17 protein-coding genes are annotated in these 14,559 nt (G+C 40.7%); 5 read left to right on the top strand and 12 right to left on the bottom strand.

Features of this window, described 5'->3' with window-relative positions:
• The first annotated feature begins 76 nt into the window (after positions 1–76).
• A complete protein-coding gene (locus KJB35_RS01280) occupies positions 77–346 on the top strand; it encodes a hypothetical protein (protein WP_285469049.1) in 270 nt (89 codons plus the stop codon).
• Between the two features lie 70 nt (positions 347–416).
• Here the strand turns inward: KJB35_RS01280 and KJB35_RS01285 are convergent, their stop codons facing one another.
• The gene (locus KJB35_RS01285; protein ID WP_285469050.1) at positions 417–2,099 is read right to left on the bottom strand and encodes a hypothetical protein; all 1,683 of its coding nucleotides are present in this window, start codon (positions 2,097–2,099) and stop codon (positions 417–419) included.
• Positions 2,100–2,382: 283 nt separating this feature from the next.
• Between KJB35_RS01285 and KJB35_RS01290 the strand changes: the two genes are divergently transcribed.
• Entirely contained in the window at positions 2,383–2,748 is a 366-nt protein-coding gene (locus KJB35_RS01290) for a hypothetical protein (RefSeq protein ID WP_285469051.1), read from the top strand.
• Here KJB35_RS01290 and KJB35_RS01295 read toward each other — a convergent pair.
• Both KJB35_RS01295 and KJB35_RS01300 read right to left on the bottom strand, forming a co-directional pair.
• Positions 2,735–3,058 carry a hypothetical protein gene (locus tag KJB35_RS01295; protein ID WP_285469052.1) on the bottom strand — a complete coding sequence of 108 codons (324 nt, stop codon included), beginning with the start codon at positions 3,056–3,058 and terminating at the stop codon, positions 2,735–2,737. The two genes, KJB35_RS01290 and KJB35_RS01295, sit on opposite strands and share 14 nt — an antisense overlap.
• A gap of 652 nt (positions 3,059–3,710) precedes the next feature.
• Positions 3,711–4,940, bottom strand: a complete 1,230-nt coding sequence (locus tag KJB35_RS01300) for an RtcB family protein (protein WP_285469053.1) — start codon at positions 4,938–4,940, stop codon at positions 3,711–3,713.
• Positions 4,941–5,191: 251 nt separating this feature from the next.
• Between KJB35_RS01300 and KJB35_RS01305 the strand changes: the two genes are divergently transcribed.
• Positions 5,192–5,506, top strand: coding sequence for a hypothetical protein (locus KJB35_RS01305; RefSeq protein ID WP_285469054.1), 315 nt, complete (start codon positions 5,192–5,194; stop codon positions 5,504–5,506).
• A 2-nt stretch (positions 5,507–5,508) separates the two neighbouring features.
• A complete protein-coding gene (locus tag KJB35_RS01310) occupies positions 5,509–7,131 on the top strand; it encodes an RNA repair transcriptional activator RtcR family protein (RefSeq protein ID WP_285469055.1) in 1,623 nt (540 codons plus the stop codon).
• Between the two features lie 225 nt (positions 7,132–7,356).
• Here the strand turns inward: KJB35_RS01310 and KJB35_RS01315 are convergent, their stop codons facing one another.
• The 3 genes from KJB35_RS01315 to KJB35_RS01325 form a co-directional block, all read right to left on the bottom strand.
• Positions 7,357–7,761: a hypothetical protein gene (locus tag KJB35_RS01315; protein ID WP_285469056.1), complete on the bottom strand. Its 405-nt coding sequence runs from the start codon at positions 7,759–7,761 to the stop codon at positions 7,357–7,359.
• A 66-nt stretch (positions 7,762–7,827) separates the two neighbouring features.
• On the bottom strand, positions 7,828–8,607 hold the full coding sequence (locus KJB35_RS01320) for an endonuclease (protein ID WP_285469057.1): 780 nt from the start codon (positions 8,605–8,607) through the stop codon (positions 7,828–7,830).
• Between the two features lie 257 nt (positions 8,608–8,864).
• Positions 8,865–9,323 carry a hypothetical protein gene (locus tag KJB35_RS01325; RefSeq protein ID WP_285469058.1) on the bottom strand — a complete coding sequence of 153 codons (459 nt, stop codon included), beginning with the start codon at positions 9,321–9,323 and terminating at the stop codon, positions 8,865–8,867.
• Positions 9,324–9,449: 126 nt separating this feature from the next.
• On the opposite strand from KJB35_RS01325, the gene KJB35_RS01330 reads away from it, so the two are divergent.
• On the top strand, positions 9,450–10,076 hold the full coding sequence (locus KJB35_RS01330) for a trypsin-like peptidase domain-containing protein (RefSeq protein ID WP_285469059.1): 627 nt from the start codon (positions 9,450–9,452) through the stop codon (positions 10,074–10,076).
• A gap of 53 nt (positions 10,077–10,129) precedes the next feature.
• On the opposite strand, the gene KJB35_RS01335 is transcribed toward KJB35_RS01330, so the two are convergent.
• From KJB35_RS01335 to KJB35_RS01360, 6 genes are all read right to left on the bottom strand, one after another.
• Complete coding sequence (locus tag KJB35_RS01335) at positions 10,130–10,639, bottom strand: carboxymuconolactone decarboxylase family protein (RefSeq protein ID WP_285469060.1); 510 nt, start codon at positions 10,637–10,639, stop codon at positions 10,130–10,132.
• Positions 10,632–11,234: a peroxiredoxin gene (locus tag KJB35_RS01340; protein ID WP_285469061.1), complete on the bottom strand. Its 603-nt coding sequence runs from the start codon at positions 11,232–11,234 to the stop codon at positions 10,632–10,634. Before KJB35_RS01340 ends, KJB35_RS01335 begins: the two co-directional genes overlap by 8 nt.
• Positions 11,235–11,345: 111 nt before the next feature.
• Positions 11,346–12,398 (bottom strand): hypothetical protein, encoded by a 1,053-nt coding sequence (locus tag KJB35_RS01345; protein ID WP_285469062.1) that lies wholly within the window; start codon positions 12,396–12,398, stop codon positions 11,346–11,348.
• A gap of 139 nt (positions 12,399–12,537) precedes the next feature.
• Positions 12,538–12,819 (bottom strand): hypothetical protein, encoded by a 282-nt coding sequence (locus KJB35_RS01350; protein WP_285469063.1) that lies wholly within the window; start codon positions 12,817–12,819, stop codon positions 12,538–12,540.
• Positions 12,820–12,840: 21 nt separating this feature from the next.
• Positions 12,841–13,683, bottom strand: coding sequence for a hypothetical protein (locus KJB35_RS01355; protein WP_285469064.1), 843 nt, complete (start codon positions 13,681–13,683; stop codon positions 12,841–12,843).
• A complete protein-coding gene (locus KJB35_RS01360; protein ID WP_285469065.1) occupies positions 13,680–14,477 on the bottom strand; it encodes a hypothetical protein in 798 nt (265 codons plus the stop codon). The genes KJB35_RS01355 and KJB35_RS01360 overlap by 4 nt, the downstream gene beginning before the upstream one ends.
• Positions 14,478–14,559: the final 82 nt, after the last annotated feature.

Below are 14,559 nucleotides of genomic sequence, written 5' to 3' on the forward strand. Positions count from 1 at the left end.
GTCTAAATCTCTTTTGCTAGATTAAAAACCTCAAGCGGCGTCATTGTGATGCTGCACTTAGCAAAGGTAAAAAAAAATGACTAATTTCCCTGTAGTTCCTCAAAGCCCAGTGGAAGGTGAATTTATTCCAGCTCAAAATGAAAATGAAGATTTCTTAAGAGGCTATGTTAAAGGAGCTCAAGACATGACCGATTTTTTTGCGGAAAATATAGAATCTTTGTTGCCATTGATTGCTCTGAATCGGCTTGGTTTTGATTCTTCTGACATTAATAGGGCTTTGTCTGACGGTCTTCGGAACGGGAGTACGGAATGTGCAAGGCTTATGGGGTCAATGCCGAGAAGATAAATTTCGGGCGACATCTAAGCTATCCAGTGATGTGAGCAAGAGATGCTTGCTCACATCACACTTCTTGTATCTATTCGATTCCTAGAAGTCTGTACGTTCTTATTGCTTCCTTGTCTTCTACGCGAACAAGAATTTCCTTGTTCGTGTTTAGGCTAAAAGAGATGCCAATTGCAGGATCTGTAACAGGCTCGATTCGTGTGTTAGCCAACGCTGAATCGATAGCTGCCCTATGCTTGAACAGACTTTGTTTTAAAGCTGTCCCGTATGATGAGACATTTTGCTCACTCCCACCATTGTACTCACCTTGTAGAATAAACAACATTGATGGATCAAGGTTTGATACGTTAGAGTGCGTACAATCTTCACTAGTCCATGGAGTAGGGCTAATTTTAACTACATCATTCCATGAGTTATTTAGTCCATATTTCGAAACACGTTCATCAGTGTTACTTACGCACGTGCAGTACTCGCGGCGCTCATTCTCGTTATCCCAGACAAAAATTGGACGTGAAGTTGTTGTTGGTACATTAAGGCGAAACAAAGAAGCGTAGTTTCCAAGCTTAATCTGACAAGCAAGAGCATTTGGCAAAACTTCTCTTAAGAATGTTTTGACAGTCATGTCCTTAACCGTATTTACGGTTGGCTTCTGTTCTCCGAATTTGTGACCATTAACGGCTTTCATCGCAATTTCAAAAGGATTTTGGGATTTTTGTTCCTTTGTATCGAGAGCTACAGATTTTTTCCAATACGTAGGCAAGTCATCAGGTCTCGCCATTCTTCTTACAAGGGCGCTCATTAAGCCTTCTTGCTCAAACTCCTTCATTGCCACGGATAGCTGACTCATGGATACGTTTGAAATATCCTTTGATTTATAATTTTCGACTGCTGTCCTAGAAACGATTTCACGTAGAGCTTTTTCGACAGACCACCCTTTATCTAACTCATCAATTGCGGCACCCAAGAATGAACCTCCTAGATGATGCAATGAGAATAATGCATTGCGTAACGTTTCGTTCTCATGACAAATGTTGTAAAGAGTTGGTACGATAACTTCGATTCGACCACTTAAATCTCTCACAACGGAAAGGATGTTTTTAAGTGCCATAATGCGAGATTTGTGAGATTTGCTAATACCCTTATGTGGTTCAGAGAATATAGAAATTTCGTTCACGTAGTCGTAAGCTCTTTTGAGTCCATAACGCTTTTTGAGACGAAGCAGTGACTCTTTGACCTCGTTGTACTCTTCAAGATATGTACGAGCTCTGTAGTCATCAGAGATGCGACCATGGAAGTGTTTGAACTTACGATCATCGTAACCCGCAGTATTACCCTCTAGTAAATTAGATCCGTTGGCGTTTAGCATCGACGGCGAGAAAGCGCGAATGATTTTTGATTTTTGCACTCGATGTGCAAATTCACCTAAGGCCACTTTTAGGTGGGGATTCGTAGTAGGTATACTTTCGTCTAAACTCCAGAGAGCTGAAATCAGATCCCCATTGTCGTCCATGTATGCAAGTGAACCGAATTTTCGAAAAAAGTTCGCGCATTTTGTGCAGTTGTAGGTTTGCTTTAGCTCGGTTGGAAGCAACTCAATTAGCTCTGTTCGAGAAATTACGGCATTAGTAACAAACAAAGGACGCACCTCTGAGATAAGGTGTAGTCGATGTGCGATCGAGCCATAGATTGGGTCATTAAGAAAATCTTCGCTTGAGTGGTTGTGTGAGCAGGTTTGAGTAGAGATTGAATTCTTCATTTTATTATTCCTAGTAATTTTATCTATACACATAGCCAGCTTCGTGCCAAGTTTTTGCGTAAGCAGAAAGAAAATTATAAATTACTGTATTTAAAAGAAAAAAATTGTAGGAATAAAAAAAAGAGAGGGTAAGGTGAGTTTGACTACTCGAACTTCGTTATACACAGTGAATAATTTAATATCTACTCCGTATACATGAAAGTGTAGATTCTAAGGTAGATCATCTGAACTTGAGTAAATGTTGTGGTATTATGACCAAATATTTTCTCCTAAGGATTAGTCAGTGAACAAGTATCTCGTATTAATGAAGTCCAAGGAAGTTGGGTGTGACTACACAATTGCCTGTGGTCAACAATTTCAAATGGTTCTGTCCGAGTTGAATATAAAGGATTTCGCCTTGGAGCAGGCGAAGCAGTACGTTGCCTCAGATGGCGACCTAGAAGACATCAATCTAGGTTTTGTAGAGCCTTTAGACGTTCTTACTATTATTGATGTAAGCAACTCTGAGATCGAACACTTCGACATGAAGTCTTGGTTGAACGACCTTCAGGACGCAGTTAAAAAACAAGATAACGAAGATGAAGAGCGAGAGCTCTTAAAGGCTCTTTTGAGCAAGCATGGGCTTCCAGTAGACTTTAAATGTCAGTGAGTGGGGTGGCAATCCAAGCTACTGGGCCATCTTCTGACTCATGAAATGAAAGAAAGAATGAGTTTTCGGTAGGAAGTTTGGGGAACCACTTAGAAAACCCTTTGTAAGGTTTATTTAGGTCTGATAGTTCTTCTACGTAATCTTCAGAAACATCGGGGTCGTCATATATTTCAAGAATGGTCAGGCTAAAATTGTTTGCTAGTGCCCAAGCATTTAAAACATGTGGGGCAACATTTTCTCCGAAATTTGGAATTTCAGGGTGAGTCCAGCAACCTTCGGCGTTACGGTCTACTTCTATAGGCTTAATCATTTTTAACTCCTGCAAAATTTGATATACCTATAATGCCACAAAAATGGAGCTCGTAACGGTGTGGTAAGCTACGGGTTTATTAAATCGCCTTTCTTTTAAACAAAAAATCGGGGACTGTTGCCAGACCCCGATATATTATCGGTTCATCCTAAGATAAACCTTCTTGTTTCATGGTTGGGTGAGCTATTACGCACTCTTTAAAGGATTGCTGCTTTTAAAGCCAACCTCCCCAGATTCACAGATTCAGTATGGTCAACTGACCTTGAGAGTAACTGAAACCCTTTCCAGCCTTCACGTAGCTTTATGGGCGCTCCCTGAGCGCACTACGGTAGCGAATAAAAAACCGTTTCGCACTAACGGCTTCATCTACTCTCGCGCTCCCTTTGTCTGTGATCAACATGCCGAGAATATATGAAAATTGCGTTCTTAACGTGATCGCTTACGTACTACCATGTAGATTTTAATATGTGTTAGCCACCCAAGATTTCATACTTCTGTATGTTGAAGCGTCGGTCTCGCCGTGTATACCTCGCGACATATTAGCGCGGTGCGTTCGGAATGTACTCAAAATAGTCTTTTTAGTCCCGCTACTGAATACGCGTACATTCAGTTAATTAAAGTTAGTAATCTGAAGTAAGGATTACAACTTTTTTTACCCCTTAATGTTTAAAAATTGGCAAAGTGTATGTGCAACCTCGACGAGATCGCTTTGAGCTGCCATAACCATATCAATGTCTTTGTAAGCCATCGGGGTCTCATCAAGAATGCCATGATCAGTTCTTGCTTCTATTCCGGCCATTGCTTCCTTGTGTTGTTCAATGGTAAAGCGTTTTCTCGCTTCACTTCTAGACATTGCTCTTCCTGCGCCGTGAGAGCATGAATTGAATGAGTGTGGATTTCCTTTCCCTATTCCAATGTAGGTTCTTTTTCCCATGGAACCCGGTATCACAACCTTCATTCCAGCACGTGCACAGAGCGACCCTTTTCGGGTAACCCAGACGTTGCTACCAAAGTGGTTCTCTTTGGTAATGTAATTGTGATGGCAGTTAATCACGTCTTCACTTAATTGTGCATTTGGGCAAAATCCTTTAAGTGCGTTAAACGTTGCTTCAACCATAGCTTCTCGGTTTTGTGTTGCGTATTTTTGTGCCCAATTCACTGCCTTCATGTACCCTTTAAAAAGATCTGTACCTTCAACAAGGTAAGAGAGGTCTTTGTTTGGGAGTTTGTCTAGTATGAAGTACTTCTCCATCTCTTCTTGAGCCCACTTCACAAATGTTCCACCGATTTTTGCGCCTGCACCTCGTGACCCTGAGTGTACAAGTATCCATACGCGACCTAACTCATCTTCGGCAAGTTCTAGAAAATGATTTCCTCCGCCTAATGTGCCAATCATTAGTGATACATCCGACAATCCTTTTAATTGAGGGTACTCTCGAACTAATTCATTGTACTCATCTTTTAGTGAGTCCCATCGACGTTTATGTGTTTCTGGGAGTTTTTTGAACTTACCGACATCATTTTCTAGACCGTTGTCTGTTCTTCCGTGTGGCACTACTGATTCAATTGCCGATCTAACAATTGAAAGGTCACTAGGAAAGTCGCTCTTTCTAAGATTTGTTCTTTGAGCGATAACGCCGCAGCCAATGTCGACCCCAATAGCTGCTGGGATAATTGCCTTTTGAGTAGCAAATACAGAACCAATTGTTGAGCCTTTTCCTGCATGGATATCTGGCATTGCTGCTATATGTTTGAAGATGAAAGGCATCTGAGCGACATCTTTTAACTGTGCTATTGCAGACTCTTCTGCTTGTACGCCTTTTGTCCAAAGGAATAAGTTGGCGTTTGTGGTTTCAATGTAGTTGTAGTTTGTTTTTTGCATGAGCTTGATTTGTTTTTATCTGTTGTATCTACCAATAGCTATTTTCATGCCAACATTTAAAGGTCGTTTTTGTCTTGATGTAAGTTATTGTTTTGATTGGTTTAATTTAGGCGCCAAATTAATAAATCACATTTTTCAAATAAGCAAATAGGGCGAGTGGGTATATGGAAAGGATACGTGTATATACACATTGAATAGCCATAGAGGGTGTGGCATTATAGGAGGATGGTTTTTAAAGTCGGTTAGTGAGAATGAGTAATACAATTGAACTGGTGTTAGTTGGTAATGCCGGAGCGGCAGTCCAATCAAAGATTGATAGCCTGAATCTGGGTTTTCTTGTTTACCCAAACCAAGGTTTGGATGGTGGTATACAACTTGTTTTTTCAACCCAGATTAGAGCAACGAGCGTCAATGCCGATACAAGCAGAGCTCAAGTGACTGAGTTGATACGTATTGTTGAGAGTGTTGGGGAGAGCGATATAGATGGATCGGTACTTTCTCTGACTGTGGAAGACGATAATGATATTTTAACAGGCGCTTACACATCGAAGCCATTTGAGGTGTGAACATGAACTTAATTGGATTTCTTGGTATTCAACGTGACAAGCGCGGGTGGAACGCCAATCGTTGGAAAGAGTGGCGACCTTCGGTAGCTGCTGTAATGCAAAATGACATCTTGATACAGGACTACTACTTAATCTACCCATCAAGTGAGTTTGAGTTGATGAGGCTGATCAAGTCTGATATTGAGACCGTGTCTCCATCAACGAATGTAATTCCTGTTCTCATGGACTTGGAGGACGAATTTGAGCCTCTTTCTGTTCTTGATGGATTGATGTCCTTTTTGCAGGAAATTCCTCGAAACAAAGAGTACTTGATTAGTTTGGCTACGGGTACGCACGTTTCTCATATGGTGTGGTTTGACATAGTTCGCCGCAATATCCTCAATGCTAAACTCTTGCAGCTTCATCCTTTAACAAGAGACGAAAAGGCTAATGCTGAAATTGAGTGTATTCAAAGAGGTAAATCTCGTTGCCTTGATATGAACATGGCACGTTACTCGAATTACAATGTAATGCTAGAAGAGGATACCCGAGTCCTTCAGGAATTTCTAAAGGATGGGGTTATCACTCAAAATAAAGAGTACAACCAGTTAATTTCGACCATTGAGCGCGTTGCTTTACGCAACAACATGCCAATTTTGATTGATGGTAAGACGGGGGCAGGTAAAACCCAACTAGCCAAAAGGCTTTTTTCTCTGAAGAAAGATAAAGGCGTCTTGTCTGGAGATTTCAAATACATCAACTGCGCTACACTAAGACCCGAAACCGCTCAGTCTGTATTGTTTGGTCATGTTAAAGGTTCTTTTACGGGCGCGAGCTCGAACCGAGTTGGTTTGCTTAAAGCAGCTGACCAAGGAGCTTTGTTCCTTGATGAAATTGCTACTCTGCCATTAGATGTCCAAGGTATGCTGTTGCACGCACTAGAAGAAAAAAGCTTCATGCCAATGGGGTCAGACACTCCAGTAAGCAGCGATTTTTGTTTGATTTCGGGTACAAATGTAAACTTGCTTGAAGCTGTGGAGAAGGGGGCGTTCAGGGAAGACCTGTTGGCACGTATTGACTGTTGGCATTTTACTTTACCTTCGCTTTCAGAGAGACCGGAGGATATTGAGCCCAATGTAGACGTTGAGCTTGCTAAGTACGAACATCTAAATGGTGATCGAGTCCGCTTTCAGACCGAAGCTAGAAAATCTTACTTAAACTTCGCTATGACAGGGGTGTGGAAGAGAAATTTTCGAGACCTGTCCGCTAGTATAACAAGGTTAGCAACTTTGGCTGAGGGTAATATGATCTCAGAAGAGGACGTACAGGAGGAGATCTTAAGACTTGAGAAAAGCTGGGGGATTACTAATAACAAATCTCGTGCTTTCGCGGCACAGGGGTCTTCAGAGAATTTATTAGGTAAACTTGGCATTGATGTCTCATCCAAGACCCTTGCAGAGCGAGCAGGTCTTGAGGCTGTCATTAAAGTCTGCATGGAAAGTACTACTGCAAAAGAGGCGGGTTTAAAAGCTTACCCAAACAGCCAAGGAGTCAACATTATTTCCACGATTAATAATTACCTCTCTAGAGCCACAGGTATGAAGTTTAAGCAAATTAAAGAGTTGCTTAACGAACATGGCGACTAGAGATTTCTGTTGGAAATGACTTCAGTTTTGGAAACAGCCTGAGAACACAAGGAATGAGTGTTGAATATCTTTAATTGTTCGCTATTGTCCATCATTGTCCATCGATGGACAATGACGGACAATGACGGACAATGACGGACAATGACGATGATATTTTGTCGTAAGGTGTTGTGATTGGAGGCTAAACACAGAAGAATGAAACACCTGTGTTTAGCTTGGAGCGTGTTATGCCAACTTTGTGTATTTAGAGTTGTCGGCTGGTTTTGATAGTGCGTCTTCGAGTTTAAATCTTTTGCGCAACATTTCAATTTGGCTTGGTGTGAAACGTTTTGTAGAGAACTTATTTCTGAATTTCATGACATTCTGTCTTGCAGTTCTGTCGTAACTTTGACCATTTAAGGCTCTGTTATTTTCAACATGTTCTTCAACTAACGCTTTTTGATATTCAATTTCATTAACTGCGTAACCAAGTGCACGGCGTAGACTCTCTGCCTCTCTTCGACTAAAGATCTTAGCCGCGATAAAGGCTCCGATACCCGCAAGAATGGGTGTGAAAAGCACCTCGATAAACTTAATTAAAAGAGTGACCAACTCTTGTGGGTTGATTGAGCCACTAAATATTTCTGTCATGTTCAATTACCTATCCTGTGAAACCATAGGTATTATCTCAAAAACACACTTACGAATCAATTGTTTTTAAAAACAGATGCGAGTCGTATATGGGTTCTCAACATTGAAATCTCTTTTAAGTAGATTGTTGTAATCGCATTCCCATTTTGTAGGCTCAAGCATCGACCAACTCTCCATAAGTCGACGGTAAGACTTGCTATATCTGACTGGGTATTTATCTGCCATGTACAAGTGAACGCGACCAATCCAGCCCCATTTTTCTTTCGGCGGCATAAAGCGCCTGCCTGTTTCGTCAAAGTAAATTTTACCTGCAAGCCCATAATCAAAGCCTGATTCTAGTTTTGCGTACTTGAAGTGAGCTCTATCCCCGTTTATTTCACCAACAGCGTATTGAAGGTTTACCAGATCGCCTTCCGCTCTATTAAACTCGTTGCTAGTTCTCTGGCAATATGAACGTGCCTCTCGACTAGATTTGCCGTTTGAGCACTCCATTCCTCGGTACACCCAACTTATCGGTAAGATATGTTCTGCTTCACCTCTAGAGGCTCGTTTAAGGTCTTTGCGGACTTTGTAGTTGCAGGAATGGAGATCAATACGTATTGAGCGACCAGAGGTTTTTAGCTTGCACCCACTGTAGAAGGCAAAAGGGTGGTATTTGAGAGTAATCTTTGACAACCAAGCCTTGGCATCACTGAAGTTTTTGGGTGGGGTTGGGTCAATTGATGATTGAATTTCACTAACTGTTCCAGAGATGCTTCTAGCAAGAAAAAAGGGCGTGCTGGCAAGTGTCGATGTGGAGAAGGTTAGGGTTGATAAGGCTGCGCCTAATAAAATGTAAGTTTTCATTATGACTCGTTCTTTCCCTTAATATTAACGAGCCATAAGTGTATGTTCAAACAAGATTTGGTTAACTTCCTTTAACCAACGGATAGGTAATTTTCCAAAACCATGTTCCATGTTAGAAGGAAGTAGCCAATATATGTAGTAGTAGGTGGTGCTAGAAACGCAATTGAGCAAGTTGCAAACAAAATGAAGTTTAAGGGATTGCACACGATTCGAATCCCTCTAAAAATACATTAGGAAATCGTGAAGGTATGGCGTTGCTAGGTGACGTTGATGCGCCCTGTAAAGAAGCCGATTGGCCAATTGGTTAGATAACCTTCGTCATCATAATGTGCAGTGACTATCTCATCTCTGAACAATAGGTCAATGCTAACAACATCCTTCAGCCAAGGTCGTGTTTTGTCTTCAATGTAGTCACCGATGAGGTTGATAATCTCTTTACTGTGAGTGATGACCGTAATTTTCATGTTTGGGACTGCCTCAGCTAGATCACAGATTTGTTTAACTACATTAGCGTGGTGAACTGGATGTAAGCCAATTTCTGGTTGCTCTAAGGTTACTGAAGTAAGCTTTCGTAGTTCCTCAATCCCAACGACAGATCTGATGCCATCTTCATTCTTATTCAGGAAACGCTCTTTGGCGATGAAATTTTCTCTATCTTCTCTAGATATGTAATCGTTGTAAATCTCAGAATCTCTGTAAACAACTAGCTTAATCATTGGATAGTCCATTTTGATAAAAGTATGGTCAAGAATGTTATAGTGCTACAAGTTTTCAATCAAGTGTTTTTAGAAACAAGAAATAGATTTGAGATAGGTTTTTTCTTCGGTTACGTTAAATGAAAAATGAGAAAACTAGCTCTAATTTTACCTGCACTTTTACTTCAAGGCTGCGCTTATGTACAAAATGGTACGTTCGATTATGCGGAAAACTCTCCAGATCTAAATTATTTACCAATTGGTATCCCTTATTTGGCTGGTGGGCACGGGACAGGGGTTCCAATTACAGATAATGTAAGTATTACTGCCGCTCACCTTGCTACTTACGACTACAGTAAGGTCATAGCATATCACCCAGATTGTGATATTGCTTTGATTGCCGCTGATAATACTGATAAGGAGAAACTAAAAATTGGGACTGTGTTTGAAAACCAAAAGGTCTCTAGTTACGGCTTTGGCTTGAGCAGCACCGAGATTGTTAGTCATGGTCAATTTATTATGAATGTGACTTTAGATGGTTACCCTAAGTGTGTTTACAGTCTCAGTACTTCAGCACAAAAATCAGGCATGTCAGGAGGAGCTGTCGTGAATGACAAAAATGAACTAGTGGGTGTTATTCATGGTGTTGGGTTTAATCCGCCTATAGACAACATAACTGGAAAACCAATTAAGTTGCCTCGATATTCTTATTTTGTGTCAATGAACTTTATTAGAGGGTGGTTAGAACAGAATGTGCCAGAATTGGCAAAGTGATGTAATTTTTTAGATGGAAAGATTAAGCCTGACATTGTGTCAGGCTTTTTTTATTACAATTTATGGGCAAAGCTATTAATGACTGATGCGATGCGTATAGATTCATTAACAACATCGTGTGAAACACCATGATCAAGAAGAACTTTTTCATGACCAGCCATGCATGGTTTACAGTGATTCACGGCTGACACTGCTAGAGCGTAGAGTTCAAAGTCAGTTTCGTTGACACCATGTTGTTTCATAAATGTCATCTTCAGCTTTGGTTTTGTTGTTGCAAGGCTCTTTAAGTTCATTCTTGCAGAGTAATAGATGTTCGTCATCGACATTAAGCTAGAAGCCCCCAGTGACGCATGTGCGACTTTTTCACCGTGAGTGGAGATAACATACCTCTTTGCAATCTCAACTAGGTCTTTGCGGCCTGTAGAGGCAAGACAAGCTAGGATTATCGCGTCACTTTGCTCTCTAGATAAAATACCTGATGCATTATCGATGATATTGATCATATTCATCTCTAAGTCCTTCTCATATGGTTCGAAGGTTACACCCATAACTAAACTATTCACTTAGGTATCCTCCTAAATCAACATCTAGTGTTTCACCAACAGAATCTCCAAGCGAGCAGGCAGCACATAGTTCACCAGTCTGCAAACGATCTAGTATACGAACGATCTCTGAAGGGTTTCTGCCAACACTGTCATCATTAGCTGACGCGTGTCTAATTATCCCTTTGTCGTCTACTATGAATGTTGCTCGCAAAGTCACTCCAGCAGCCTTATCAATCGTTCCAAGCGAGGTTGAAAGCGTGTGGGCAGGATCTGCTATAAGAGGGTACTCAAGGTTTTCTATTCTTTTGTCGGCTTTTCTCCAGCCTAAGTGACAAAACTCGGAGTCAGTACTAAATGCTAACAAAGTTGCATTATGTTCTCTTTCGAGTTTCTCTCGAACCTCTTGGAAGGCTTCTAGTTCGGATGGGCAGACGAAGGTGAAGTCTTTCGGGTATCCAAAGATCACTAAATACTTGCCTTTAATTGTTTCGTTTCCGCGCTTTTGCACAAGGTTGCCTTCGCGGTCATAGTTAACAGAATAACTAGATATTTTTCCATCTTGTTCTGATGTGTTTAGGTTAAACTCTGGGAATTGGTCATTTACTGTAAGCATCTGAAATTATTTGTGTTTGTGAATTCTTATAATTACAGATTAAGAAATGATGTTGATAGGTAGCAACAGGATTTAACTATAGATTTAATAGTTAAATCCTATCAAAGGGGACTATCGGCAATCTAAATATTCGCTGAACTTATACTCAAGAACGCCTGATGTTGTATTGGTGTGCATGATAAGAGTCCCAAATATATCAAGCAATTCATCCTTGTAACTGCCTTGTTTTGATTTGGCATGAATGAGCAGTGACTTGTAATACTCCATTAAGTACTTGGGATCGGTATCAGCTTTGTTTAGTTCCAATGATAAAGGGAGAATAGATACAATCTCTTTGTGAGATGTAGGGCTTAAATGGTCTACAACAATGCTTAACATTACCTCAAGAATGTCTTCAGGAAAATGCTCTCCTTCTCCAGCTTGTTCAAAGCCATTGATTACAGATTGAAGTAATTTACGCTTACCACAAGTGAGCTTATCTGCATCAAACCAAGTCAGTTTTGACAATGATTTTATTAACGCGCTTGGTGAAGACTTGCTGCTGAACATAGCCTGCTTGAGCATATAAATTAGCTCATTTGATGATAGGTCGGTTTGATTTTTTGACGGCAAAAATCCTTCACCCCCAATGCTCTTTATAGCAGCAATCATTTTTGAACGCATTCTAAGTTCTGGGTACGCCCCAAAATCTGTGTGAGTAGATTGATTTATAACGTAATTCCAGAGATCTAACTTCGAGATTTGTCTATCAAATGGAAACCAAACTAAATTAGCGGTGAAGAATTTTTCCATCACATCGCTAGAAAGTGGGGAGTAATGCAGAAGGCTGCTCAATGTAAGTCTTGGTTCCATTTTCTCTGAAATTGGAACGCCAGTATTCTCTTCGAGACTTGCCATCATGTTGAAGCGGATGGACTCTCTACCTAGCTTAACCACTTCGTCAAATGTAATTTCATCGGGAATGCCATCGACAAAAACGGGGTACACGGCGGTTGTTAAAGCGTCGATTATCTGCTGTCTGGTCATCATAGATGCTAGGAGATCGTACAGTTCAATGATCATACGTCCAACGGATACAGCTTTGTTGTGCGGGGGCGTATTTTTCTGCTTGTATTCGAGGGCAGACATGACTTGCTCGAACACTAATTCTTTATCGATATCCATAACACCTATAACAGCGAATTAAAAACGAGTTTAAGTCTACTGGGTTTTGAAATCTCAGCCAAGAAATCGATAAGAAAAAGGTCAAATTGCAAGAGCGAGTGCAGAAAAATAAATCACTGTGGCATCATGACGGTAGACTTTACCAAGACTCTGAGAGGTTCAATGTTGAATATGAAAGGTTAAAGAGTGTTGAGCGTTTGGCTTTTGAGTCATTTGCAGAAATAACGACTGTATTAGCATTAAGAAAGACGATTACTTTTGTTAATGAATCGTCATCTGCATTTTTAACATAGCCATTCAGTATAAATTTGCTTGCAGTTGTGGGTTGGAGTTCGCTGATGACTACATCACGAAAAGTAAGCCGCACCAATCTACCATTCATGTCAAGGATCGACACAAGCTTACGCAAGACTGGGTTCATGGGCGGCTCCTTTTTTGGGTGTTACTTAAAGATCGTAGTGTGGTATTTGTCTACAATCTCCATGAAAGGTTTGTACTTTTCAACTGCTTTTTCAAAGTCTAGCGCTTTCAGTAGCTCGCGGACATCAGACGGAGCTACTTGGTGCATTCGGTCGCGGCGCGAGGCTGATTTTTTTTCGAAGTATTGACGACTGACTGTCCTCACGTGGATGGATTTTCGTGTCGTTGAAACTTCATAGTAAGTACCAGCTACCTGAGTAATGAGTTTCAGGTTTGTTTTAAACTCACGATTGAGATGGAATATTTCCAAGAACACTTTTACACCATTACGGGTTAATATGTTCTTCTCTTCATAGATACCAGTTGCCGCAAAGTTGGATTCCGTTCGAGAGCTGGTGGGCAAACCAAAGCGTAACATCTCCAAATGGCGTCCTTTGGTGTCGAGATTGGCAGTAAACTCATTTTCTAGTTCAGCTAACATATCTTTGCTCAATTTTTCGCGGATGTTGCTTGGAAGTTCCTTCTCTTCTCTGTGCCCTAGTTCTTTAGCGATTGTTTTGGCCGTGCTATTGATTTCAGTAAAGAGGGCTTCTTTTACTTGTTGGTACTGTACGTGTGCTTTAAGAAATCCGATTTGACCCAGTTTTTGTAGCACCAATGGATGCAGGTCGTATGGGTTGGTTGTGTACATGAATCCATTGAGAGTGCTGTTCACTTTGTTAAGTAAGCTAGCGCGTTCATCAATGCTAAACACTTCTTCTGAAAATACGAGGGCTTCTACGTACTTTTTGTCTGTGGCTTCAGCTTTTTGCTTTAGCTTTTTGATAAATCGCTTTAATTGATTAGTGTTTTTTAGATTGCTCATAGCTCACACTCTTCATTAAGTTTGTTTTTATGAAGTTCGATTGCCTTATCGGTAGAATCTAGGATTAGCTGTTTCACTGTTTGTGTGAACTCCTCAAACTCTTTTGCAGGTAGCCCCATTTCTTTTGGTAGGGGCTTATCGAAAATGTCATCACTGTAGAATGACTTAATATTCTTGTCATGGATTGTTTCAATGACTTTGATCGTTCCATCAACTACGTGCAGAGAAACAGTAGGGATGAAATCGTCGTCTGAATATTCATGCCCATCCCAAAGAGTAAAAGTGAAATCAGCATAAGGGCAGTTATTGGCAATATTGCGGAGGTCTTGGTAAATTTCCTCTGAACTTGCCCATTTGCTGTATGAGTTAGTGCACCCTCTGATTTCGCCAGTTTTGATATTGTACCAAGTAGAGAACCCGCCGAGGCTTGCGCTATTGATGGTCGATAGGTAAAGGCTGTCACCAGCTTTTGCCCCCATAGCTTCAAAGAGGCGGTCTGAAAGCATGAAGTTTAGGTAACTGTTCTCAAGGTACTCATCTTCATTTCCGTAAACCTCTTTGCAGAATTTTGCAAAATAATCATAAAGGCCAACTTCATAAGAGAACTGCTCTGCCAAAAGTCGTGTATTGCCAGCATAAACAACAGTAAATGCTGATTCCAAAAACTTCTCATTGGCAACCTGAAAATGGATTCGCTTGTCTTCTGGGATGGGGTTATTGCCAACCAAAACAAAGTGGGGGTATTTTGCTCCTAAACGCCCTTTCTCAAGTGCCTTAAATGCTTCTACAGTCATTTCTTAATCTAACCTGTGTGATGTTTAAGTGGTATAATGCCACATAGTGAGGGTTGGTCAAGTGTTTTTAAAAACAATTTTG

Origin of the sequence: Vibrio sp. D431a (genome assembly GCF_030248655.1) — a bacterium.
In the GTDB taxonomy this organism is placed as follows: Bacteria; Pseudomonadota; Gammaproteobacteria; order Enterobacterales; family Vibrionaceae; genus Vibrio; species Vibrio alginolyticus.